Annotated in this window: 20 protein-coding genes; 13 read left to right on the top strand and 7 right to left on the bottom strand. The window is 67.7% G+C overall.

The annotated features are described in order from the left end of the window. Positions 1-86: 86 nt before the first annotated feature. The 4 genes from rplI to rpsF all read right to left on the bottom strand — a co-directional run bounded on the left by rplI (position 87) and on the right by rpsF (position 1824). Complete coding sequence (gene rplI, locus JIX56_RS23595; protein WP_257543283.1) at positions 87-533, bottom strand: 50S ribosomal protein L9; 447 nt, start codon at positions 531-533, stop codon at positions 87-89. A gap of 18 nt (positions 534-551) precedes the next feature. Next, positions 552-788 carry a 30S ribosomal protein S18 gene (gene rpsR / locus JIX56_RS23590; RefSeq protein ID WP_003949403.1) on the bottom strand — a complete coding sequence of 79 codons (237 nt, stop codon included), beginning with the start codon at positions 786-788 and terminating at the stop codon, positions 552-554. Positions 789-870: 82 nt separating this feature from the next. Beyond that, on the bottom strand, positions 871-1458 hold the full coding sequence (locus JIX56_RS23585; RefSeq protein ID WP_257543281.1) for a single-stranded DNA-binding protein: 588 nt from the start codon (positions 1456-1458) through the stop codon (positions 871-873). A 75-nt stretch (positions 1459-1533) separates the two neighbouring features. Continuing rightward, positions 1534-1824: a 30S ribosomal protein S6 gene (rpsF, locus tag JIX56_RS23580; RefSeq protein ID WP_005482942.1), complete on the bottom strand. Its 291-nt coding sequence runs from the start codon at positions 1822-1824 to the stop codon at positions 1534-1536. Positions 1825-2087: 263 nt separating this feature from the next. Between rpsF and JIX56_RS23575 the strand changes: the two genes are divergently transcribed. The 3 genes from JIX56_RS23575 (at position 2088) to JIX56_RS23565 (ending at position 4844) form a co-directional block, all read left to right on the top strand. Continuing rightward, positions 2088-2402, top strand: coding sequence for a hypothetical protein (locus JIX56_RS23575; protein WP_257543279.1), 315 nt, complete (start codon positions 2088-2090; stop codon positions 2400-2402). Between the two features lie 223 nt (positions 2403-2625). Next, positions 2626-3747 (top strand): peptidoglycan bridge formation glycyltransferase FemX, encoded by a 1122-nt coding sequence (femX, locus tag JIX56_RS23570; RefSeq protein WP_257543277.1) that lies wholly within the window; start codon positions 2626-2628, stop codon positions 3745-3747. Between the two features lie 65 nt (positions 3748-3812). After that, positions 3813-4844 carry an alanine racemase gene (locus JIX56_RS23565; RefSeq protein WP_257543276.1) on the top strand — a complete coding sequence of 344 codons (1032 nt, stop codon included), beginning with the start codon at positions 3813-3815 and terminating at the stop codon, positions 4842-4844. Between the two features lie 123 nt (positions 4845-4967). Here JIX56_RS23565 and JIX56_RS23560 read toward each other — a convergent pair whose 3' ends face one another. After that, positions 4968-6467 (bottom strand): glycosyltransferase family 87 protein, encoded by a 1500-nt coding sequence (locus tag JIX56_RS23560; protein ID WP_257543274.1) that lies wholly within the window; start codon positions 6465-6467, stop codon positions 4968-4970. Between the two features lie 194 nt (positions 6468-6661). Next, positions 6662-9319, bottom strand: coding sequence for a transglycosylase domain-containing protein (locus JIX56_RS23555; protein WP_257543272.1), 2658 nt, complete (start codon positions 9317-9319; stop codon positions 6662-6664). A 373-nt stretch (positions 9320-9692) separates the two neighbouring features. Between JIX56_RS23555 and JIX56_RS23550 the strand changes: the two genes are divergently transcribed. From JIX56_RS23550 to JIX56_RS23540, 3 genes are all read left to right on the top strand, one after another. Then, positions 9693-10373, top strand: coding sequence for a PadR family transcriptional regulator (locus JIX56_RS23550; RefSeq protein ID WP_257543270.1), 681 nt, complete (start codon positions 9693-9695; stop codon positions 10371-10373). Positions 10374-10417: 44 nt separating this feature from the next. Further along, positions 10418-11500 carry an inositol-3-phosphate synthase gene (locus tag JIX56_RS23545; protein WP_257543268.1) on the top strand — a complete coding sequence of 361 codons (1083 nt, stop codon included), beginning with the start codon at positions 10418-10420 and terminating at the stop codon, positions 11498-11500. Between the two features lie 76 nt (positions 11501-11576). Continuing rightward, on the top strand, positions 11577-12857 hold the full coding sequence (locus JIX56_RS23540) for an MFS transporter (RefSeq protein WP_257543266.1): 1281 nt from the start codon (positions 11577-11579) through the stop codon (positions 12855-12857). A 149-nt stretch (positions 12858-13006) separates the two neighbouring features. On the opposite strand, the gene JIX56_RS23535 is transcribed toward JIX56_RS23540, so the two are convergent. After that, the gene (locus tag JIX56_RS23535; RefSeq protein WP_257543264.1) at positions 13007-14455 is read right to left on the bottom strand and encodes a CCA tRNA nucleotidyltransferase; all 1449 of its coding nucleotides are present in this window, start codon (positions 14453-14455) and stop codon (positions 13007-13009) included. Between the two features lie 235 nt (positions 14456-14690). Here JIX56_RS23535 and JIX56_RS23530 point away from each other — a divergent pair, with 235 nt between their 5' ends. The 7 genes from JIX56_RS23530 (at position 14691) to trxA (ending at position 24406) form a co-directional block, all read left to right on the top strand. Then, positions 14691-17111, top strand: coding sequence for a DUF6049 family protein (locus JIX56_RS23530; protein WP_257543262.1), 2421 nt, complete (start codon positions 14691-14693; stop codon positions 17109-17111). Positions 17112-17158: 47 nt separating this feature from the next. Continuing rightward, entirely contained in the window at positions 17159-19378 is a 2220-nt protein-coding gene (gene murJ, locus JIX56_RS23525; RefSeq protein ID WP_257543261.1) for a murein biosynthesis integral membrane protein MurJ, read from the top strand. 117 nt (positions 19379-19495) lie between these two features. Next, the gene (locus tag JIX56_RS23520; RefSeq protein WP_257543260.1) at positions 19496-21223 is read left to right on the top strand and encodes a protein kinase family protein; all 1728 of its coding nucleotides are present in this window, start codon (positions 19496-19498) and stop codon (positions 21221-21223) included. Positions 21224-21247: 24 nt separating this feature from the next. Continuing rightward, on the top strand, positions 21248-21961 hold the full coding sequence (gene sigM, locus JIX56_RS23515) for an RNA polymerase sigma factor SigM (RefSeq protein WP_257543258.1): 714 nt from the start codon (positions 21248-21250) through the stop codon (positions 21959-21961). After that, a complete protein-coding gene (locus tag JIX56_RS23510) occupies positions 21958-22884 on the top strand; it encodes an anti-sigma factor family protein (RefSeq protein ID WP_257543256.1) in 927 nt (308 codons plus the stop codon). The genes sigM and JIX56_RS23510 overlap by 4 nt, the downstream gene beginning before the upstream one ends. 176 nt (positions 22885-23060) lie before the next feature. Continuing rightward, the gene (gene trxB, locus JIX56_RS23505; protein ID WP_257543254.1) at positions 23061-24032 is read left to right on the top strand and encodes a thioredoxin-disulfide reductase; all 972 of its coding nucleotides are present in this window, start codon (positions 23061-23063) and stop codon (positions 24030-24032) included. 41 nt (positions 24033-24073) lie between these two features. Continuing rightward, positions 24074-24406: a thioredoxin gene (trxA, locus tag JIX56_RS23500; protein WP_257543252.1), complete on the top strand. Its 333-nt coding sequence runs from the start codon at positions 24074-24076 to the stop codon at positions 24404-24406. Positions 24407-24430: the final 24 nt, after the last annotated feature.

Raw genomic sequence — 24430 nt, 5'->3', positions numbered from 1 at the left:
CGTGAAACATCGCCCCCCCGATAAGCATGTGGGGCCGCACCCCTCACAGGGTGCGGCCCCATACACCGCTTCAGCGAGCGTGACCCTTAGGCCGCGATGACCTCGACGTTGACCTTGGCGGCAACCTCGGGGTGCAGACGCACGGACGTCTCGTGGGCGCCCAGCGTCTTGATCGGAGCAGACAGCTCGATGCGGCGCTTGTCGACCTCGGGGCCACCGGAAGCCTTGATCGCGGAAGCGATGTCGGCCGGGGTGACGGAACCGAAGAGACGACCGGCGTCGCCGGAGCGGACAGCCAGACGGACCTTGACGGCCTCGAGCTGACCCTTGACCTGGTTGGCCTGCTCGATGGTCTGGATCTCGTGGATCTTGCGAGCACGACGGATCTGCTCGACGTCCTTCTCGCCACCCTTGGTCCAGCGGATAGCGAACTTCCGCGGGATCAGGTAGTTGCGAGCGTAGCCGTCCTTGACGTCGACGACGTCGCCGGCAGCGCCGAGGCCGGAGACCTCATGGGTAAGGATGATCTTCATTCGTCGGTCACCCTTTCCTTAGCGCGCGGTGGACGTGTAGGGCAGCAGCGCCATCTCACGGCTGTTCTTCACGGCCGTGGCGACGTCACGCTGGTGCTGCGTGCAGTTGCCGGTCACGCGGCGGGCACGGATCTTGCCGCGGTCGGAAATGAACTTCCGCAGCATGTTCGTGTCCTTGTAGTCCACGTACGTGACCTTGTCCTTGCAGAAAGCGCAGACCTTCTTCTTCGGCTTGCGCACAGGCGGCTTCGCCATGGTGTATCTCCTGTGTGATCAAGAAGTTTGGGGTACGGCCCCACCCTCGACCTCGAAGACCGGTGATCCGGCCCGAAGTGTCTTAGAAGGGGGGCTCGTCCGAGTAGCCGCCACCGCTGCCGCCGGAGCTTCCGCCCCAGCCGCCGCCACCGCCCTGGTTTCCACCGGCGGGAGCGCCGCTGGCCCACGGGTCGTCGGCAGGAGCGCCGCCGCCCTGCTGGCCGCCACCGGGGCTTCCGCCCCAGCCGCCGCCACCCTGGCCGCCACCGCCACCGCCACCGCCGTAACCACCCTGGCCACTGCGGCCGGCGGTCTTGGTGACCTTGGCCGTGGCACTGCGCAGGCTGGCGCCGACTTCCTCGACGTCCAGCTCGTAGACCGTGCGCTTGACGCCCTCACGGTCCTCGTAGGACCGCTGCTTCAGCCGGCCCTGCACGATGACGCGCATGCCTCGCTGGAGCGACTCGGCGACGTTCTCCGCCGCCTGACGCCAGACCGAGCAGGTCAGGAACAGGCTTTCGCCGTCCTTCCACTCATTGGTCTGACGGTCGAAGGTGCGGGGGGTGGACGCGACACGGAACTTCGCGACCGCCGCACCGGAAGGGGTGAAGCGCAGCTCGGGGTCGTCGACAAGATTGCCGACGACCGTGATGACGGTCTCGCCTGCCATGGGGGAACCTCTCGGCGGGTTTGCTGCTGGCTGCTTGTGCTGCTACTCGGATCCCGGGATCAGCTGAGCGCGAGCTCAGTGGGTCTCGGGGCGGAGGACCTTGGTCCGGAGGACCGACTCGTTCAGGTTCATCTGGCGGTCGAGCTCCTTGACGACCGCAGGCTCGGCCTGCAGGTCGATGACCGAGTAGATGCCCTCAGGCTTCTTCTTGATCTCGTACGAGAGACGACGACGGCCCCAGGTGTCGACCTTCTCGACCTTTCCGTTGCCCTCACGGACGACGGAGAGGAAGTTCTCGATCAGGGGGGCGACAGCGCGCTCCTCCAGATCGGGGTCGAGGATGACCATCACTTCGTAGTGACGCATGTGGAACCCACCTCCTTTGGACTCAGCGGCCACGGTCGTTCCGTGGCAGGAGGGTCGTGATGCGTACGCAACGGTATCGGCCACCACTGACAATCGGGGGTCCCCGCTGGGGATCCCTGTCATGGCCTGGGCAGACACCGGTGCAGACGGTACAGACTACCCGCACACCCGCTTCCGGTTGAAATCCGGTGGCGGTGACCGTCAATCTGTACACATCGGGTGTGTATGGCGCTACGATGCGCCGCTTCCGCAGGAGGTGCCCCATGGCACAGACATTGCGACCCAACATCGCCGGCTCCCTGCTCGCCACTGATGACAAGCCCCACCCCGTGCAGGACACCCTGCTCGCCGTGACGCTCGTGCTCGGGGCGGTCTCCTTCATCACGGCGATGTTCCACGATCTGCACCTGCTCAGTTCCTGGACCGGGCTGGTGGGGATCCTGACCGGCGCGTACGGGCAGTTCATCTCGGAGACGACTCGTGAACGCTTCGGCCTGATTGTGGGTCTTGGTGCCTCGGCCGTTGGCTTCTTCCTCGGCATGGCCCATGGAGGCCTCTTCGGTGGGGTCATAGGCTGACCCCGTACCGGCGGCCGCACGGCCGCCGGACCGTGTCCTTCGCTGTCCGCCGCCTTACATCGGACCAAGCGGCCGAATAACACCGCCTGACGTCCCGGCCCCCTACCGGCCGGGCCCCAGGTTCCATACGGCCATTCGGGGCGTCCGCAGGGCGCAGTAGGCTTCGGCGCGAGAGCCGGAGCCCCTGTACCCATGGGGACACACCAGCCGAGGAGCACCCCGAATGAGCCTGACCCTGAGGACGATCAGCCGAGAGCAGCATCTGGCGTACATCCAGAGCCTGCCCGCGGCTAGCCACATGCAGGTCCCGGCCTGGGCCGACGTCAAGGCCGAGTGGCGCTCCGAGAGCCTCGGGTGGTTCGACGACAAGACCGATGAGATGGTCGGTGCCGGCCTGGTGCTGTACCGCCAACTGCCCAAGATCAAGCGTTATCTCGCCTACCTGCCCGAAGGCCCGGTCATCAACTGGTACGCGCCGAACCTCACCGACTGGCTGGAGCCGATGCTCGCGCATCTGAAGCAGCAGGGCGCCTTCTCGGTGAAGATGGGCCCGCCGGTGATCATCCGCCGCTGGGAGGCCACTTCCATCAAGGCGGGCATCCAGAACCCCGATGTGAAGCGGCTGCGCGACATCGAGGCCGACTTCATCGAGCCGCGTGCCTTCGAGGTCGCCGACAAGCTGCGCCGCATGGGCTGGCAGCAGGGCGAGGACGGCGGGGCCGGCTTCGGTGACGTACAGCCCCGCTACGTCTACCAGGTGCCGCTCGCCAACCGGTCGCTTGAAGAGGTCCACAAGAATTTCAACCAGTTGTGGCGCCGCAACATCAAGAAGGCCGAGAAAGCCGGCGTCGAGGTCGTCCAGGGTGGCTACCAGGACCTGGAGGAGTGGCAGCGGCTGTACGAGATCACGGCCGTGCGTGACCGCTTCCGGCCTCGCCCGCTGTCGTACTTCCAGCGCATGTGGACGGCCCTCAACACCGAGGACCCCAACCGCATGCGGCTCTACTTCGCCCGCCACAACGGCGTGAACCTGTCCGCCGCGACGATGCTGGTCGTCGGCGGGCACGTCTGGTACTCGTACGGCGCATCGGACAACATCGGCCGTGAGGTCCGGCCCTCGAACGCGATGCAGTGGCGCATGCTGCGCGACGCCTACGCCCTCGGCGCGACCGTCTACGACCTGCGTGGCATCTCCGACTCTCTGGACGAGACGGATCACCTCTTCGGCCTGATCCAGTTCAAGGTGGGCACGGGCGGCCAGGCCGCCGAATACCTCGGTGAGTGGGACTTCCCACTGAACAAGCTGCTCCACAAGGCGCTCGACATCTACATGTCGCGCCGCTGACGCCCCCGTTTTTGCTTCCATACCTCTGATACACCGCAGCCACTAGAAAGGTTCCGGGACCGGCCATGGCGCTCACGCTCTACGTCGACACCGCGCGCTGGCGGGCACACCACAAGCACGTTCAGGAGCAGTTCCCGGGACTCGTCCCCGTCTGCAAGGGCAACGGCTACGGCTTCGGGCACGAGAAGCTGGCGGAAGAGGCCACGCGCCTCGGGTCGGATGTCCTCGCCGTCGGCACCACGTACGAGGCGGCCCGGATCAAGGACTGGTTCAGCGGCGACCTGCTGGTGCTGACGCCCTACCGACGCGCTGAAGAGCCCGTACCCCTGCCCGACCGCGTCATCCGCTCCGTGTCGTCGGTCGACGGCGTGTACGGCCTCGTGGGCGCCCGTGTCGTCATCGAGGTGATGTCCTCGATGAAGCGGCACGGTGTGAGCGAGCAGGAGCTTCCGCAGCTCCACGCGGCCATAGAGAACGTGCGCCTGGAGGGCTTCGCCATCCACCTGCCGCTGGACCGCACCGACGGCTCGGACGCCGTCGAGGAGGTCATCGGCTGGATGGACCGGCTGCGCGCGGCCCGCCTCCCGCTGCACACCATGTTCGTCAGCCACCTCAAGGCCGAGGACCTCGTCCGCCTCCAGCAGCAGTTCCCGCAGACCCGCTTCCGGGCCCGTATCGGCACACGGCTGTGGCTGGGCGACCACGAGGCGACGGAGTACCGCGGGGCCGTACTGGACGTCACCCGTGTCGCCAAGGGGGACCGCTTCGGCTACCGGCAGCAGAAGGCTGCCTCCGACGGCTTCCTGGTGGTCGTGGCGGGCGGTACGTCGCACGGGGTGGGTCTGGAGGCCCCCAAGGCGATGCACGGCGTCATGCCGCGCGCCAAGGGCGTCGCCCGGGCGGGCCTCGCGACGGTCAACCGGAACCTTTCTCCATTCGTCTGGGGCGGCAAGCAGCGCTGGTTCGCCGAGCCGCCCCACATGCAGGTGTCGATCCTCTTCGTGCCGTCGGACGCCCCGGAGCCCAAGGTCGGCGAGGAACTGGTGGCTCATCTGCGGCACACCACCACACAGTTCGACCGCATCGTCGACCGCTGAGCCTGCCTCCCGAGGGAGCGAAGGAGCCGGTCGTCGGGCGGAATACCCGCGGTGCCACGCGGAAGGCCGTACACGAGAACCTCGTGTACGGCCTTCCGCGTGATCCCTCCAGGCTCTGTTCACTCAGGGCGAACGGTCCTCAGGGTCACGGCTGCCCCACTCCACCTGCGGCCCCTCGAAGTGCATCGCGTGCCGCGGGGGATGGGCCGCGGCGCCGTACACATGAACGTCCTCCGCGCCGTCGAGCACCCCGCCGGACGGATCGTCGTCACCGGCCCGGCGCACCGTGTCCCGCTCCGGCATGAAGATGTCGCGTACGACGACGACACACAGGTAGAGAGTCCCCAGCAAATGGGCCACGATGGCAAGTTGGTAGCCCTCGACAGGCAGGCCCTTGTGGGCCTCGCCGCTGGTCGTGTACGCGAGGTACATCCAGATCCCCAGGAAGTACGCGACCTCGCACGCCTGCCAGATCAGGAAGTCCCGCCAGCGGGGCCGGGCCAGCGCCGCGAGGGGCACCAGCCAGAGCACGTACTGCGGCGAGTAGACCTTGTTGGTGAGGATGAAGGCCGCGACGATCAGGAACGCGAGCTGGGCGAAGCGCGGGCGGCGCGGGGCGGTCAGCGTGAGCGCGGCGATGCCCGCGCAGACGAGCACCATCGAGACCATCGCGTACGCGTTCGCCGTCTCGGCGGTGATCTGGATGTTCATCCGCTGCGCGATGACGAGGAAGAAGGAACCGAAGTCGACGCCGCGCTCCTGACTGAAGCGATAGAACTTCGCCCACCCGTCCGGGGCCAGGAGCATCACCGGAAGATTCACCGCGAGCCAGGCCCCGACGGCACCGAGCAGCGCGGTCATGTACGCACGCCACTTGCCCGCCCGCCAGCACAGCACGAAGAGCGGTCCGAGCACCAGGAACGGGTAGAACTTGGCGGCGGTGGCGAGACCGATCAGCACACCGAAGGCGAGGGGACGCTGCCGCGACCACATCAGCATCGCGGCGGCCAGCAGGGCCACGGCGAGAAGGTCCCAGTTGATGGTCGCGGTCAGCGCGAAAGCGGGCGCCAGGGCCACCAGAAGGCCGTCCCAGGGGCGCCGGCGATGAATGCGCGCGCAGCAGACGGCGATGACCGCCGCGCACACCATGAGCATTCCGGCATTGACCATCCAGTACCACTGCTCTTGTTCCTGGATGGTGCCGCTGCCCGGGGTGAGCCAGGCGGCGACCTCCATGAACACACCTGTCAACACCGGGTACTCGAGGTACTCCATGTCGCCGGGGATCTTGTCGAAGTACGGCACGAGCCCGTCGGCGAAGCCACGCCCCTGGTAGAGATGCGGGATGTCCGAGTAGCACGCGTGCGTGTACTGGGAGCTGGCTCCGAAGAACCAGGCACCGTCGTAGCAGGGCAGCTTCTGCACCATGCCGAGCGCGAACATGCCGATGGCCACCAGCGCGACAACCCGTACCGGCGTCCACCAGGACGTGCCGAGCAGCGCCCGCCGCCCGATCGGGCCGCCGATCAGCTCACTGCCGGTGGCAGCGACCTCGTCCTCCTTGGTCGGCCGCACCGGCTCCGGCTCATCCACGCTCACTCGCGTCGTCTCTGCACTGGGCATGCCGCACATCCTGCCGTACGCGTCTAGGAATACGCCGAGGACCACCGCATCCCGTCGCACGCGACAGCCCATGTTTCACGTGAAACGCATCTCAACTGCTCTGCCCCAGTCTCGGCGGACACGACAAGGGCCACCACACCTGATCGGTGCGGTGGCCCTTGTTTCACGTGAAACACGTTCTGCCGGACGGGGAGCTACCCGGTGGAGCCCCCGAAGAGACCCCCGTTCTGGTTGCCTCTCGTATCGTCCTCCGACTCCGTCGGTGTCGCGGTCACCCCACCATCGGTGCCACCGGTGTCCGTACCGCCCGTGTCCGTACCGCCCGGGTCCTCACACGTGGGGTTGAACGGGTTGTTACAGGACTCGCTGGGCGTCGGTGAGGGCAGGACCTCGCTCTCGGACGGCGTCGGGCTGGGCTCGGGGCTCTCCTCCTCCGACTCGGTCACCGTCGGGGTCGGCGTCGGGTCCGGATCGTCGTTGACGATCACACCGATCGGCTCGGGCTCCGGGAAGTCCTCCGGCGCCACGCCCTTGAGCGCGTCCTCCATGTAGTCGTGCCAGATCTCGGCCGGGAACGAGGCACCGTGGATCGTCTCCTGGCCACCCGTGCCGTACATCTCCAAGAACGTCCGGTTCTTGTTCGACTCATCGTCGTCCATGCGGTACATGCTGATCGCGGTGGACAACTGCGGCGTGTACCCGACGAACCAGGCCGACTTGTTGCCGTCGGTGGTACCGGTCTTGCCCGCCACCTCCCGACCGGTCAGCTGGGCCGACGTACCGGTTCCCTCGTCGACGACGGTCTTGAGGACGTCGGTGACGTTGTCGGCGACCTCCGACGTGAAGGCCCGCTTGGACTCGGCGATCTCCTCGTGGTCGAACATGGTCAGACCCTCGTGCTCGACCGTCTTGACCGAGAACGGGTCGTTCTGCTTGCCGCTGGCGGCGAAGGTCGCGTACGAACCCGCCATACGGATCGCACTGGGATCGGAGATACCGATCGAGAAGGACGGGTAGCTCGTGCCGGTGAGGCTGCCCTCCTTGAGGCCTGCCTCCATGGCCGCTTCCTTCACCCGGTCCAGACCGACGTCCATGCCCAACTGCACGAAGGCGGAGTTCGCCGAAACCCGCATCGCCTCGCGGAGGTCGATCTGGTACTTCGGCGGGCTGCCGTACGACTCGTCGTCGTCGTTGGCCTGCAGCCACTCCTTGCCCTCTTCGTTGGTCCAGATGTCGCCGTTGTAGTCCTTGATCTTGAGGTTGTTCTTGCCGCTGTAGAGGCTCTTCGGCGAGACGATGGTGCGCTCGTCCTGCGCTTGGTCCTGATCGAGAGCGGGATCACGCTTGCCCCAGGTCATGGCTGCCGCCAGGACGAAGGGCTTGAACGTCGAACCGACCTGGGCGCCGGTGACGTCGGCGTTGTTGGTGAAGTGCTTGGTGGCGTCCTCGCCACCGTAGATCGCCTCGATCGCACCCGACTTCGGATTCACCGACGCGCCACCGAACTGCACATGGGTGTCGGTCTCCGGGCGCTTGTCCGGCTTGATGTTCTCCTTACGGACCTTCGCCACGGCCTTCTCGAGTTCCTTGACCTTGTTCTTGTTGAAGGTCGTATGGATCTCGTAGCCGCCCTGCTCGAGTTCGTTCTGCGTGATGTCGGTGTTGTTGAGGATGTAGCCCTTGGCCGTGTCGACGAGGTAACCGATCTGGCCGCCCAGCTGAGCGTTGGAGCGAGGAGGCTGGATCTTGGGAAAATCGGGGTACTTGGCCCGGTCGGCTGCCGAAAGACGCTTGTCCTTGACCATCTCGTCGAGGATCCAGCGCCAGCGTTCCGTGGCCCGCTTGGTGTTCGCCTGTGCCGTGGCCGCCGGGTCGATCGACGTCGCTCCGGCCGGGTCGTAGTAGGTCGCGCCCTTGAGAACGGCGGCGAGGAAGGCACACTCGCTCGGGTTGAGCTTCTCCGCGTCCTTGCCGAAGTACGTACGGGCGGCTGCCTGAAGACCGTAGGCGCCACGGCCGAAGTAGGCCGTGTTCAGGTAGCCCCGCATGATCTCGTCCTTGTCGACGGAGGCGCCCACCTTCACCGAGATGAAGAGTTCCTTCACCTTCCGGGACAGCGTCTGCGACTGATCGTCGAGCATGGCGTTCTTCACGTACTGCTGGGTGATGGTCGAACCACCCTGCGTCTGACCGCCCTTGGCCATGTTGACGACGGCACGGGCGATACCCATCGGGTCGACGCCGCTGTCGGTCTCGAACGTCTTGTTCTCGGCCGACATGACGGCGTAGCGCATCGCCTTGGGGATCTTCTCGTACGCGATGATCTGGCGGTTGACCTCACCACCTGTCGCGACCATCTGCGAGCCGTCCGACCAGTAGTAGACGTTGTTCTGCGCCGTCGCGGCCTCGGCCGGGTTGGGTACGGCCACGACCGCGTACCCGATGCCGGCGGCCGCCACCAGGCACCCGAAGAACCCGATGAACAACCCTGTCACCTGGCGCCAGGACGGCACCCAGCGCATCGCGCCGTACTTACCGGCACGCGGATAGTCGATAAATCGCTTCTTGCCGGGCGGAGCGGCGCGCCCACGGCCCGGGCCGCGCCCGGCAGGCTCGGCCGCTCTACGGCGGCCACCGCCCGGACCGACGCCGGTGCTTCTCTGCGCCGCCCGTCGAGCCGCGGCACGGCCCTCGTACTGGGTCTCCTCACCTCCCGAGCCATAGGTGTCGGAAAGTGACCCGGTGGCGCCCCGCGGTGCCGCGCGGCGGCCGGAGGACGCCGACTGGCCGCGTCGGGCCGCGGCACGTCCGCCTCCCTGCGGCTGCGGCGGTTTGCGACGGTGCTCGCTCATCGAACGACTACTCCTCGGGCAGGCGCACCCGTGCGCGCCTGGAAACGGCGGCTGGTTTCCGGTCCCCCCGAAGTACGGATGCGGTCGTGTTGGCATTCATCCGTACCGCACCTAGGACGACGACGTGCTCAAACGTCACTCGGCTCCCAGTGGTGTGCATGCCGCACAGACTACGCACCGCCAAAACCTACTGAGCACCGAACTTCACCCCAAATCAGGCAACTTACTTCCTACTAATCGGTGATGTGATCCCGTTCACCGCGTCCCCACTTGTCGCATCCGTAGGGGCGTTCTATCGTCTGGATGTATCGAGTCGATACATCAGCTCGGCATAAAGCGTGCCGACAGGGCCAGCGGGAGAGGGGAGGCGACGATGAGCCGGCGCTCCGGAATACTCGAGTTCGCTGTCCTCGGCCTGCTCCGCGAGGCCCCGATGCACGGCTATGAGCTGCGGAAACGACTCAACACGTCACTGGGTGTGTTCCGTGCGTTCAGCTACGGGACGCTCTACCCCTGTCTCAAGACGCTGGTCGCCAACGGCTGGTTGATCGAGGAATCGGGGGGTACCCCGGACGATGCTGCCGCCGCCCCACTCACGGGTCGCCGCGCCAAGATCGTCTATCGGTTGACGGGAGAAGGTAAGGAGCACTTCGAGGAGCTGCTCTCGCAGACGGGTCCCGACGCCTACGAGGACGAGCACTTCGCCGCTCGCTTCGCGTTCTTCGGGCAGACCTCCCGTGATGTGCGCATGCGCGTCCTGGAGGGCCGTCGGAGCCGTTTGGAGGAACGGCTGGAGAAGATGCGCGCCTCTCTGGCACGCACCCGCGAGCGCCTCGACGACTACACGCTTGAGCTCCAGCGCCACGGGATGGAGTCCGTGGAGCGCGAAGTGCGCTGGCTGAACGAGCTCATCGAGAGCGAGCGGGCGGGCCGGGACCTGAAGGGCCCCGTCCACGGAGAACCTGCTCGCGACACCACAGAGGGAGCGCCGGGCGCCCTGCCCCGGCCCGGGGACAGCCCCGGTCCGGATGCGCCCGGCGACACCACCACGTGAGGTCCCTGCCAGGACCTCACTCGTACACACAGGGAGCAACCGGAATGGGTTCGGTTCGCGTAGCCGTCGTCGGTGTGGGCAACTGCGCCGCGTCGCTGGTGCAGGGAGTCGAGTACTACAAGGACGCCGACCCGGCGTCGAGGGTGCCGGGCCTCATGCACGTGCAGTTCGGTGACTATCACGTCCGTGACGTGGAGTTCGTTGCCGCCTTCGATGTCGACGCCAAGAAGGTCGGTCTCGATCTCGCGGACGCCATCGGCGCCTCCGAGAACAACACCATCAAGATCTGTGACGTGCCGAGCACCGGTGTGACCGTGCAGCGCGGCCACACTCTCGACGGCCTCGGCAAGTACTACCGCGAGACCATCGAGGAGTCCGCCGAGGCCCCGGTCGACGTGGTCCAGATCCTCAAGGACAAGCAGGTCGACGTCCTCGTCTGCTACCTGCCCGTCGGTTCCGAGGACGCGGCGAAGTTCTACGCCCAGTGCGCCATCGACGCCAAGGTCGCCTTCGTCAACGCCCTCCCGGTCTTCATCGCCGGCACCAAGGAGTGGGCGGACAAGTTCACCGAGGCGGGCGTCCCGATCGTCGGTGACGACATCAAGTCGCAGGTCGGTGCCACCATCACGCACCGCGTCATGGCGAAGCTGTTCGAGGACCGGGGCGTCGTCCTGGACCGCACGATGCAGCTGAACGTCGGCGGCAACATGGACTTCAAGAACATGCTCGAGCGCGACCGCCTGGAGTCCAAGAAGATCTCCAAGACGCAGGCTGTCACCTCCCAGATCCGCGACCGCGACATGGGTGCTGACAACGTCCACATCGGCCCGTCCGACTACGTGGCCTGGCTCGACGACCGCAAGTGGGCGTACGTCCGCCTCGAGGGGCGCGCCTTCGGTGACGTCCCGCTGAACCTGGAGTACAAGCTCGAGGTCTGGGACTCCCCGAACTCCGCCGGCGTCATCATCGACGCACTGCGCGCAGCGAAGATCGCCAAGGACCGCGGCATCGGCGGCCCGATCCTGTCGGCGTCCTCGTACTTCATGAAGTCCCCGCCGGTGCAGTACTTCGACGACGAGGCCCGCGAGAACGTCGAGAAGTTCATCAAGGGCGAGGTCGAGCGCTGACCAGGCGTTCGTAGTGGCTGTTGAGGGTCTCCGGGTCATGTGCCCGGGGGCCCTCTCCGTATGTGAGGCTGTGCCCATGTCCGTCGTGCGCGACCTGCGCGTCCTGCTCCGCTTCCGGGACTTCCGACGCCTTCTGGCCGTACGGCTGCTGTCCCAGGGCGCCGACGGCGTCTATCAGGTCGCGCTCGCCACGTACGTGGTCTTCTCGCCCGAGAGGCAGACGTCGGCGGCCGCGATCGCCTCCGCGATGGCGGTCCTGCTCCTTCCGTACTCCCTCGTCGGCCCCTTCGCGGGCGTTCTGCTGGACCGCTGGCGGCGCCGCCAGATGCTGCTCTACGGCAACCTGTTGCGCGCCCTGCTGGCATCCGTGACAGCCGTCCTGATCTTGAGCCACGTACCCGACTGGCTCTTCTACGTCTCCGCTCTGTGCGTCACGGCGGTCAACCGCTTCGTCCTGGCGGGGCTCTCCGCCGCCCTGCCCCGCGTGGTGGATGCCGATCGCCTGGTAGTCGCCAACTCCCTCTCCCCGACGGCCGGGACACTCGCCGCGACCGCGGGCGGCGGACTCGCCTTCGTCGTACGACTGGTGACCTCGGACTCCGACGCCGCGGTGGTCCTCGTCGGCTCGGCCCTCTACCTCTGCGCGGCCCTGGCCTCACTGCGCATCGCCCGGGAACTGCTCGGCCCGGACCCTGAATTGGTGCAGCCGCGGCTGGGCACGGCACTCGCCGGCACGGCACGGGGCCTGGCGGCGGGTGTACGGCATCTCGCCGAGCCCGGACGTCGGGCAGCGGCCTGGTCGTTGGCCTCCATGACGCTGATGCGGTTCTGCTACGGCGCCCTGACGGTCATGGTGCTCATGCTCTGCCGGTATGCCTGGGCCTCGGACAACTCCGGCTCGGATGAGGGGTTGGCCCTTCTCGGCCTCGCCGTGGGTGTCTCGGGGGCGGGGTTCTTCACCGCGGCGGTGATGACGCCCTGGGCAGCCGAGCGGTTGGGGCCGGGCCTCTGGATCGTCATCTGCTCCGCGGTCGCCGCTGTGCTGGAACCGGCCCTCGGCCTGCCTTTCACGGAAGTACCCATATTGATCGCGGCATTCGTCCTGGGCCTCGTCACGCAGGGGGCGAAGATCTCCACGGACACGATCGTCCAGTCCTCTGTCGCCGACGGCTACCGGGGCCGGATCTTCTCTCTCTACGACGTCCTGTTCAATGTGGCCTTCGTCGGCGCCGCCGCCGTGGCCGCCCTGATGCTCCCTCCCGACGGCCGCTCGGTTGCTCTGGTGATGACCGTGGCCGTGATCTATGCGGTGAGCGCTGCGACCATGGCTCGGTTCGGGGTATCGAGGCGGCACTGATGTGGGGCGGCGATGTTTCACGTGAAACATCGCCCCTCCAACGACTGCGCCACCCTTGTCGAACCCGCGACACAGCAGTGCGGCGCGATGTTTCACGTGAAACATCGCGCCGCACTGCTTGCCCTCCGAAGGAGGCGGAGGACCTGCCGTCATGAAACCTGCGGTACCTGGGCCCACCAGTCCTTGAGTGCCGCCGCCGCCTCGTCGTGTTCCATCGGTCCGTTCTCCAGCCGCAGCTCCAGCAGGAACTTGTACGCCTGCCCGATCACCGGGCCGGGTCCGACGCCCAGGATCTCCATGATCTGGTTGCCGTCGAGATCCGGGCGGATGGCGTCCAGCTCCTCCTGCTCCTGAAGCTGGGCGATGCGCTCCTCCAGACCGTCGTACGCGCGGGACAGCGCGTTCGCCTTGCGCTTGTTCCGCGTGGTGCAGTCGGAGCGGGTCAGCTTGTGGAGCCGGTCGAGGAGAGGACCCGCATCACGCACGTAGCGGCGAACGGCGGAGTCCGTCCACTCACCGGTGCCGTACCCGTGGAAGCGCAGGTGGAGTTCTACCAGGCGCGAGACATCCTTGATGAGCTCGTTGGAGTACTTGAGGGCCGCCATGCGCTTCTTGGTCATCTTGGCGCCCACCACCTCGTGGTGATGGAAGGAGACCCGACCGTCCTCCTCGAAACGTCGCGTGCGGGGCTTGCCGATGTCGTGCAGCAGCGCGGCGAGCCGGAGGGTGAGGTCCGGTCCGCTGTCCTCCAGTGCGATCGCCTGCTCCAGCACGATCAGTGTGTGGTCGTAGACGTCCTTGTGCCGGTGGTGTTCGTCACGCTCCAGCCGCAGTGCAGGCAGCTCGGGCAGGACGTACTCAGCGAGGTCCGTGTCGACCAGCAGGCTCAGGCCCTTGCGGGGGTGGGCGGAGACGATCAACTTGTTCAGCTCGTCCCGCACCCGCTCCGCCGAGACGATCTCGAGACGGCCGGCCATGTCGGTCATCGCTGTGACGACCTCGGCGGCCACCTCGAAGTCCAACTGCGCGGCGAACCGCGCGGCACGCATCATGCGCAGCGGGTCGTCGGAGAAGGACTCCTCAGGAGTGCCGGGGGTACGCAGTACCCGCGCCGAGAGATCCTCGAGCCCACCGTGGGGGTCGATGAACTCCTTCTCGGGGAGCGCCACCGCCATCGCGTTCACGGTGAAGTCACGGCGGACGAGGTCTTCCTCGATCGAGTCGCCGTACGACACCTCGGGCTTGCGCGAGGTCCGGTCGTACGCCTCGGAGCGGTAGGTCGTGACCTCTATCTGGTATCCGTCCTTCTGCGCCCCCACCGTGCCGAAGGCGATCCCGACCTCCCAGACGGCGTCCGCCCAGGGGCGCACGATCTTCAGCACCTCCTCGGGGCGAGCGTCCGTCGTGAAGTCCAGGTCGTTGCCGAGCCGGCCGAGCAGCGCGTCCCTGACCGAACCGCCGACCAGGGCGAGCGAGAACCCGGCTTCCTGGAAGCGGCGGGCGAGGTCGTCGGCGACAGGGGACACCCGCAGCAGTTCACTCACCGCGCGGCGCTGCACCTGGCTCAGGGCACTGATGTCTTCGTTGGCGTTCGGCACAACAGAAAAGGGTACGTGGCGCCGGTGGCAGCGGTCGCCTCCATTGAACGTGCACAAGGGCTTCGCGCAGGTGACCCCATCGCCGACCCTCTTGATACGTGCACATACAGGGACAGCCCGGCCTCGTCCCCGATCTTGTCGAGCGGACCGCGGCACTTCCCCTCAGCGCGCATCGTTACCATGCGTGGACGCACATTCCGACGACCACTGACGACGACGAGGGACGGGCGAGCGCGTGGCCGAGGCGGCAGACTTCCAGGGGATGAGTCCCTCACCTGCCCGCCGGTGGCTGCTGCGCACCGGAGCGCTGTTCGCCGGGGTGCCGCTGCTGGCCGGTCTGCTGCAGCTGCCCGCAGCCCCGTACGCTCAGGCGGCGCAGAAGGCCTCCCTGGCCGACGCCACGGGGTCGAACACCGTTGAGGTCTCCCTGGACTCGCTCAGCCCCAGTGTGCCCACCGCCGGCGACACGATCACCGTCTCGGGCACGGTCACGAACAAGGGCAAGCAGACGGTCACGGACGCCCATGTGGGCCTGCGCGTGGCCTCGGCGGCCGTGACGGGCCGCTCGGCCATCGACGACGCGGCCAAGCGCACCGGCTTCGACCAGTTCACCGACGGGACGGAGGTCGGCGGGAAGTACGTGGAGAAGTTCTCAAAGCTCGCGTCCGGTGTGGCCCAGCCCTTCACCATCTCGGTGCCCGTCAAGGAGCTGGACCTCGGCTCGGACGGTGTCTACCAGCTGGGCGTCTCGCTCTCGGGCAGGACCTCCGCCGCTCCGTACGACCAGGTTCTCGGCATCCAGCGCACCTTCCTGCCGTGGCAGCCCGACGAGGCGGGCACGAAGACGAAGACGACGTACCTCTGGCCGCTGATCTCCACCACCCACCTGACGGCCGAGACCGGTCCCGGCGAGCAGCAGACGCCGGTCTTCCTGAGCGACGACCTGGCCAAGGAGATCTCCGCGGGCGGACGCCTGGAGCAGATGCTGACGCTGGGCAAGGACCTCGACATCACCTGGGTGATCGATCCGGACCTGCTGGCGTCGGTCGTGGCAATGACGGAGAGCTACCGGGTCCGGAGCGGCAGCGCCACCGTCGCGGGCAAGAACCAGGCTGTCGCCAAGGAATGGCTGGCGGAACTGGAGACGGCGGTCCAGGGCGAAGAGGTGATCGCCCTGCCCTTCGCCGACCCCGACCTCGCGGCGCTGGCGCACAACGGCAAGACGATCACCGGCTCCCTCAGCCGATTGAAGGACGCCACCGATGTGGCCGCGGACACGGTCCAGAACATCCTCCGCGTGGTACCGGACACCGACTTCGCCTGGCCCGTGAACGGCGCCGTGGACCCGTCGATCGTCAAGGTCGCCATCTCCGCGGGCGCCGACAAGGTGATCGCCCGCAGCGACAGCCTGCAGGAGAACAACGGCCTGTCCTACACGCCGAGCGCGGCCAGGCCCATCGGCGCCGGCACCACGGCCGTGGTCGCCGACGCCCGGCTGTCGACCTCGTTCCAGGGCGACATGACGAAGGCCGAGAGCTCCACGCTGGCGGTGCAGAGGTTCCTCGCCCAGAGCCTGATGACGGACCTCCAGAACAACAAGCAGCGCAGCCTCGTGATCGCCCCGCAGCGCATGCCGTCCACGAGCCAGGCGCAGACGATGGCGCAGGCTCTGACGGCGCTCCGGGGGGGAACCTGGTCTCAGTCCCAGGAGCTGTCCGCGGCCGCCGCCGCGAAGCCCGATCCGGGCGCCAACACCAAGATCCCGTCGGCCTCGGCGTACCCCTCGTCGCTGCGCAAACAGGCGCTGCCGAAGTCGGCGTTCCAAGAGATCCAGGCCACGCAGGTCGGCCTCGACCGCTTCAAGGTGATCCTCTCCGATCCGTCCCGTGTGGTCACGCCCTTCGGCAGAACCATGGACCGGGAGATGTCCACCTCCTGGCGGGGCCGCTCTGTTGAGGCGGCGGTCTACCGCAACGACTTGTATGGGACTGCGACGTCATACCTCGACACGCTCACCAGCCAGGTCCGGCTGATCGAGAAGTCCGAGACGAAGCTCTCGGGCCGCAGCGCGACGATCCCCGTGACCGTGCAGAACAACCTCGTACAGGGTGTCGACAACCTGAGGCTGCGTCTCACGTCGAAGTCCCCGAAGCGTCTGAAGATCGATGACAAGTCCTTCGCCGAGCAGCCCGTCGACATCTCCGGCGGGCACAGCGAGTCGGTGAAGTTCACGACCAACGCCGAGGCCAACGGACCAGTCACCGTGGTAGCCCAGCTCTACACGGCGGACGGCGAGAAGTATGGTGACGAGGTCACTTTCACGGTCAACGTCACCGAGATCACGCCCACGGTGATGCTGGTCATCGCCGGTGGCGTCCTGCTCCTCGTCCTCGCCGGATTCCGGATGTACACCCAGCGCAAGCGCGCCGCCGCCCGGCTGGAGTCGGAGGGAACCTCAACGGACGACAGCGCCTCGGAAGACGTCCCGCCGGACGAGGACGCGAACGCCGAGGCCGCCTCAGTCGTACACACTCCCGAGGAGGAGTCCCCGGTGAAGTCCGGGGCAGACGAGCCGGAGCACGCGAGTGACCCGGCACCGGACACCGCTCCGGAAAGCGCCGACCCGTCCGGCACGGGTGAGAGAGTGGACCGTTGAGCGATTGTCGTGGCCGGTGGGCCCGGGGACGATGAGGTGGGGTAGCCATGAACGCGCCGTACGACGGTGACCGCGGCCAGGGCGCGGCCGACTCGGGGTATCCCGACGGCCCGCTGCCCGGGCCGGGCCAGGTGCCGCCGCAGCCCCCCGCGGACATGTACCTCCAGGACGCCTACGACCAGGACCCCTACCGCGCCCGGGATCTGGCCGCCCAGGACCCGGTGGCCGAGGCTCTCTACGACCGGGCCGCGCACCCGCCGCCGGCTCCGGGCACCTACCAGCCGCAGCAGCCGCTCTACGGGCAGCCGTCGGCACCTCAGTACACCCCCGACCCACGCGTGTGGGCCCAGACGCCGGCGCCCGAGCCGGACGGGCCGACGCGGCATCTGCCGTACGGCGACGACGCCCGTACGACCCAGTTCGTCGGCGTGGACGACCTGGTGACCCAGGCCGGGGAGGAGCGCCACGAGCCGGACGCGTTCGCCCATCTCTTCCGGGATCAGCAGCAGGGCGGCCACGCCCCCATGGGGCAGCCGTCCGTTCCCGGGCCGAGCCCCGCCCCGACACCCGGTCCGGGGCGCTCGGAGTACGAGGAGCCCGCACCGGATCCCACACCAGCGCCTGCGGCGAAGAAGGGCGGGCGGGCCTCGGGCCTGCTGAAGTCGAGCGCCGTGATGGCGGCGGGCACCATGGTCTCGCGCCTCACGGGGTTCATCCGCTCGGCGATGATCGTCTCGGCGCTTGGTCTCGCCCTTCTCGGTGAGTCCTTCCAAGTCGCCTACCAGCTGCCGACAATGATCTACATCCTGACCGTCGGCGGTGGTCTCAACTCCGTCTTCGTGCCACAGCTCGTGCGCGCCATGAAGGACGACGAGGACGGCGGAGAGGCGTACGCCAACAGGCTGCTGACCCTGGTCATGGTGATCCTCGGTCTGCTCACCGCGCTGGCCATGTTCGCCGCACCACTCCTCGTCCGCGCGCTGTCGACCCCCCTGGCCACCAACCCCGAGGCGAACGACGTCGCCGTCACCTTCACCCGGTACTTCCTGCCCTCGATCTTCTTCATGGGCATCCACGTGGTGATGGGTCAGATCCTCAACGCCCGTGGCCGCTTCGGCGCGATGATGTGGACGCCGGTCCTCAACAACATCGTCATCATCGTCACCCTCGGGGCGTTCCTCTGGGTCTACGGCAGCGCGGCCGACTCCCACATGACGGTCGAGAACATCCCTCCGGAGGGTGAGCGGCTGCTCGGTATCGGCATCCTCCTGGGCCTTGTGGTCCAGGCCCTGGCGATGATCCCGTACCTGCGGGAGACCGGGTTCCGGATGCGGCTGCGCTTCGACTGGAAGGGCCACGGTCTCGGCAAGGCCGCGATGCTCGCCAAGTGGACGATCCTGTTCGTGCTCGCCAACCAGGCGGGCGCCCTGGTCGTGACCCAGCTGGCGACAGCGGCGGTCATCGAAACGAACATCGCCGGCACCGGTTTCAGCGCCTACGCCAACGCCCAGCTCATCTGGGGCCTACCGCAGGCCATCATCACGGTGTCCCTGATGGCGGCCCTGCTCCCGCGGATCTCGCGCTCGGCCGCCGAGGACGACACCGGCGCCGTCCGTGACGACATCTCACAGGGTCTGCGCACCACAGCGGTTGCCATCGTGCCGATCGCCTTCGGCTTCGTCGCGCTCGGCATCCCGATGTGCACGCTGATCTTCGGCTCCTCCGGCACCAGCGCGGCCACGAACATGGGCTTCATGCTGATGGCCTTCGGGCTCGGCCTGATCCCGTACTCCGTGCAGTACGTCGTCCTCCGCGCCTTCTACGCGTACGAGGACACCCGGACGCCGTTCTACAACACGGTCATCGTCGCCGCCGTCAACGCGAGCGCGTCCGCGATCTGTTTCTTCGTGATCCCGGCCCGCTGGGCCGTGGTCGGCATGGCCGCCTCGTACGGTCTGGCTTACATGATCGGGGTCGGCGTCGCCTGGCAGCGGCTGCGCAAGCGGCTGGGCGGGGATCTGGACGGCACCAGGGTCATGCGGACGTACGCGCGGCTGTCCATCGCCTCGCTGCCCGCGGCGCTGCTCAGCGGAGCGGCCTGCTACGGCATCAGCCGGACCCTGGGGCAGGGCGTCGGAGGCTCGATGCTCGCACTCGTCGGAGGGGGAATCGTTCTGCTCGGTGTCTTCTACGTCGCCGCGCGGCGCATGCGCATCGAAGAACTCAACTCGATGGTCGGCATGGTCCGCGGACGGCTGGGGCGCTGAGGCTGGGTAAGCGCACAACCATCGTCCGCCGACGCGTGTCGCTCATAGCGGCGGACTGTGGGCACAATTGGCTTTGGCGTCGCAGAGCGCTCAACGGATGGGGAGGCAGGAACGACGGTGGCGGAACGGAGCACGGCTGCCGTCGACGTGGCAGACAACAGCGGCGACAAGCCGCTGACCGCACAAGCGGACCAGTCCACGGCCGACGGGGAGGCCCAGAACCGGGAGCGGGACACGGAAAGCTCGGCGAGCGAAGAGGCACAAGGGAGCGGCGGTTCCGAGAGCCCTTCCAAGACGACACCGCCCGAACTGCACAGCGGCCACAAACTCGCCAGACGCTACCGCCTCGAAGAGTGCGTCACCCGTCTGGACGGTTTCAGCAGTTGGCGTGCAGTGGACGAGAAACTGCGTCGCGCGGTTGGGGTACACGTGCTGCCCGCCGACCACGCGCGCGCTCGTTCCGTGCTGGCGGCGGCCCGCTCCTCGGCGCTGCTGGGTGATCCCCGCTTCGTCCAGGTGCTGGACGCGGTCGAGGAGAACGACCTCGTGTACGTGGTGCACGAGTGGCTTCCCGACGCCACGGAACTGACGGCGCTGCTGGCCTCCGGCCCGCTGGAGCCGCACGACGCGTACCAGATGGTCACCCAGGTCTCCCACGCCATGGCCGCCGCGCACCGCGAGGGACTCTCCCATCTGCGGCTCAACCCGAGCGCCGTGCTGCGCTCCGCCTCCGGGCAGTGGCGCATCCGCGGTCTCGCGGTGAACGCCGCGCTGCGCGGCATCGGCTCGGACACCCCGCAGCGCACGGACACCGAGGCGATCGGCGCACTGCTGTACGCGGCGCTCACCCAGCGCTGGCCTTACGAGAACGACGCGCACGGCCTCTCCGGGCTCCCCAAGGGTGTCGGGCTCATCGCACCCGACCAGGTCCGGGCGGGCGTCCACAGGGGCCTGTCGGAGCTCGCCATGCGTGCGCTCGTCAACGACGGCGCCACAGCTTCCCGCCACGAGTCTCCGTGCACGACGCCGGAGGAACTGGTGAAGGCGATCGGTGAGATGCCCCGCATCCGCCCGCCGGAGCCCGCGTTCACCGCGCCGCCCGAGTACCAGCGCACGACGTACCAGCAGGGGACGTACGGGCGTCAGGCGCCGCATGGGGGCGTCACCCAGCCGCTGCCCGCCCCGCCGCCTCCGCTGCAGAGCCGTACCGGCAAGGCCCTCAAGTGGGCTGTCTCGGCGCTGCTGATCGCCGCGCTCGGTCTCGGCAGCTGGCAGCTCGCCGACGCGCTCATGGCCCGCGGGGGCCAGTCCAGCGAGCCGGACACGAGCCAGACCGCGGACGGCAACGACAAGGGCACCGACAAGGCCAAGCCCGTCACGACGCTCAGCATCAAGGACGCCGCCGAGTACTACCCGGACGGCAAGCCGCAGCACGCGGACGACGCGGATCTGACGTACGACAACAGCACGTCGACCTACTGGCGGACCTACTCCTACAACGCCGGCCCCACGCTGGCGCCGTTCAAGCAGGGCGTCGGCATCGTCTACGACCTCGGTTCGGTCCAGGAGGTGTCGGCAGCCTCGATAGGGCTGTACTACACCGGCGACCACACCACGGCCACGCTCTACGCGGCCGACTCCCTGTCGTCTTCCGCTCCGCTCAGCTCCATGACGAAGATCGCCACGAACAAGACGAGTGGGACGGAACTGAAGATCTCGGCCAAGAAGTCGGTGAAAACCCGGTACGTTCTCGTCTGGCTCACCGATGTGCCCAACGCGGACCGTGACCAGTTCAGTAACGCCGGCTACAAGCAGGCGATCACCGACGTGAAGTTCACGGGCTGAGAGCTCACCGAGGGAGGGGGTCCGATGGCGCACAGCGCTGATCACAGCGGGGTAAGCGATCAGGACCTCCTGGCCCGGCACGTCGAGGGCGACCCCGATGCCTTCGGCGAACTTGTACGCCGGCACCGGGACCGGCTGTGGGCGGTGGCCCTGCGGACGCTCGGGGACCGTGAGGAGGCCGCCGACGCCGTCCAGGACGCGCTGGTGTCCGCCTACCGGGCCGCCCACACCTTCCGCGGCCAGGCGGCCGTCACAACCTGGCTGCACCGCATCACGGTGAACGCCTGCCTGGACCGTGCCCGCAAGGCGGCCTCCCGCAAGACCTCGCCCGTCGACGACACCGAGCGCCTGGAGCAGCTCCTGGAGCCGCATGAGTCGGCATCCGCTCCGGCCGAGCGCAACGATCTGCACCGCCAGCTGCTGGAGGCTCTGGGCACCCTGCCGCAGGACCAGCGGGCGGCACTCGTCCTGGTGGACATGCAGGGCTACCCGGTGGCCGAGGCCGCACGGATCCTCGACGTGCCGACCGGCACGGTGAAGAGCCGCTGTGCCCGTGGCAGAGCCAGACTTCTGCCGCTCCTGACCCATCTCCGTACGGATGGCGAGGGTGACGGCGGCAAAAAGTCGGGGCGCGGAAGGAACCGGACGCAGGGGACATCCGTCCCACCCGCAGCAGGACCACATGATGCAGGGACAAGCGATTCAGCTGCTGTGAAGGGCGGAGGTGGGCGAGCGTGACATCCACGACCGACACGGCCGGGCACCCGGATGTCGCGGAGATCTCCGACCTCACCGAGGGTCTGCTCCCGCCGTCCCGCACTTCGGATGTCCGTCAGCACCTGGACGAGTGCCCCCTCTGCGCCGACGTGTACGCCTCGCTGGAGGAGATCCGCAGCGTGCTCGGCACCCTGCCCGGCCCTCCCCGTATGCCCGACGATGTAGCGGGGCGGATCGACGCTGCCCTGGCCGCCGAAGCCCTCCTCAACTCCACGGCAGACGATCTCGACTCCGCGAAGGTTACGACCGGCTCCTCCGGTGCCGCGTCGGACGAGCACGACGCCGTGCATGTTTCACGTGAAACATCGCCCGCAGCGGATCGCCCCACGGGTCACTCCCGCGCGTCCACCGGGCCTGGCCGCCCGAGCTCCAAGCGCCGATCCCGCCGCACGACGGTTCTCGCGGCCGCCTTCACCGCTGCAGCCCTGGGTTTCGGCACCTTGCTGCTCCAGTCGATGAGTGGCAACGGCTCCGGAGACAACCCCTCAGCGGCTCAGAGCCAGGCTTCCGACTCTTTCTCCGGCGTCAAGATGGAGAAGCGAGTGGCGGATCTACTGGGCGATACCAAGACCAAGGACTCACCGGGCAGGGACACCCTCGGCGCCGCCACCATCCCCGCTACGCCGGACTCGTCTGCGGCGAACCCGACCGCGAAGCGCACGACAGATGTGCCACCCTGCATCGCGAAGGGCATCGGCGACATCACGACTGCCATCGCGGCCGAGTCCGGGACCTACCAAGGGGCGGACGCATATCTCGTCCTGCTGTCCGACAGCGCCGACACCTCACGCGTCATGGCATACGTCGTCGACGCCTCCTGCATCGGCAAGTCCTCGGAACCCGCCGGCGAGGTTCTGTTGAAGCAGTCCTACCCTCGCCCCTGAGCACTGTCGCGTGCTCACCGTGCCACCCCTGGCATCCCTGTGCGGTGTGCCCCGTCTCCGTGTGCCCGGACACACCGGGAATGCACGCCCCTTAGGATCCGTTGGGTCGGGTGAGAGTTCCGAGAGCAGCTCCCGCCGGCACTACGCAGCAGTCTCCAGAGACGAGGAATCAAGCCGTGAGCGACGTCCGTAACGTGATCATCATCGGCTCCGGGCCCGCCGGCTACACGGCGGCGCTCTACACCGCGCGCGCGTCGCTGAAGCCACTGGTGTTCGAGGGCGCCGTCACCGCAGGCGGCGCGCTGATGAACACCACCGACGTGGAGAACTTCCCCGGCTTCCGGGACGGCATCATGGGCCCCGACCTCATGGACAACATGCGCGCCCAGGCCGAGCGCTTCGGTGCCGAGCTCATCCCGGACGACATCGTCGACGTCGACCTGAGCGGCGAGGTCAAGACCGTCACGGACACCGCAGGTACCGTGCACCGTGCCAAGGCGGTCATCGTCACCACGGGCTCCCAGCACCGCAAGCTCGGGCTTCCCAACGAGGATGCCCTCTCCGGCCGCGGTGTCTCCTGGTGCGCCACCTGTGACGGGTTCTTCTTCAAGGACCAGGACATCGCCGTGATCGGCGGCGGCGACACCGCGATGGAGGAGGCCACCTTCCTGTCCCGGTTCGCCAAGTCCGTGACCGTCGTCCACCGTCGGGACACACTGCGTGCGTCCAAGGCGATGCAGGAGCGCGCGTTCGCCGACCCGAAGATCTCCTTCGTGTGGGACAGCGAGGTCGCCGAGATCCAGGGCGACCAGAAGCTCGCCGGACTGAAGCTGCGCAACCTCAAGACGGGCGAGACGTCCGAGCTGCCGGTGACAGGTCTGTTCATCGCGATCGGTCACGACCCGCGCACGGAACTCTTCAAGGGTCAGCTCGACCTGGACGACGAGGGCTACCTGAAGGTGGCCGCCCCGTCGACCCGGACGAACCTGACCGGTGTCTTCGGCGCCGGTGACGTCGTCGACCACACGTACCGCCAGGCGATCACCGCGGCCGGCACCGGCTGCTCCGCCGCCCTCGACGCCGAGCGCTTCCTCGCCGCCCTCGCCGATGGCGAACAGGCCGCCGAGCCCGAGAAGACCGCCGTCTGATTCCCGTCCGCCCCACCGCACCAACTAGTTAGGAGCCCTCAGTGGCCGGCACTCTGAAGCACGTGACCGACGACTCCTTCGAGCAGGACGTCCTGAAGAACGACAAGCCCGTCCTGGTGGACTTCTGGGCCGCCTGGTGCGGTCCGTGCCGCCAGATCGCGCCGTCCCTCGAAGCGATCGCCCAGGAGTACGGCGACAAGATCGAGATCGTCAAGCTCAACATCGACGAGAACCCGGCCACGGCTGCCAAGTACGGCGTCATGTCCATCCCGACCCTGAACGTCTACCAGGGTGGCGAGGTCGCCAAGACCATCGTCGGCGCCAAGCCCAAGGCAGCGATCGTGCGCGACCTTGAGGACTTCATCGCCGAGTGATGTTTCACGTGAAACACGAATGGG

The sequence above is a fragment of the Streptomyces sp. CA-210063 genome (assembly GCF_024612015.1).
GTDB lineage: Bacteria > Actinomycetota > Actinomycetes > Streptomycetales > Streptomycetaceae > Streptomyces.
Note: the sequence above shows the minus strand (reverse complement) of the source record. Positions and strands in the feature narration are given on the sequence as shown.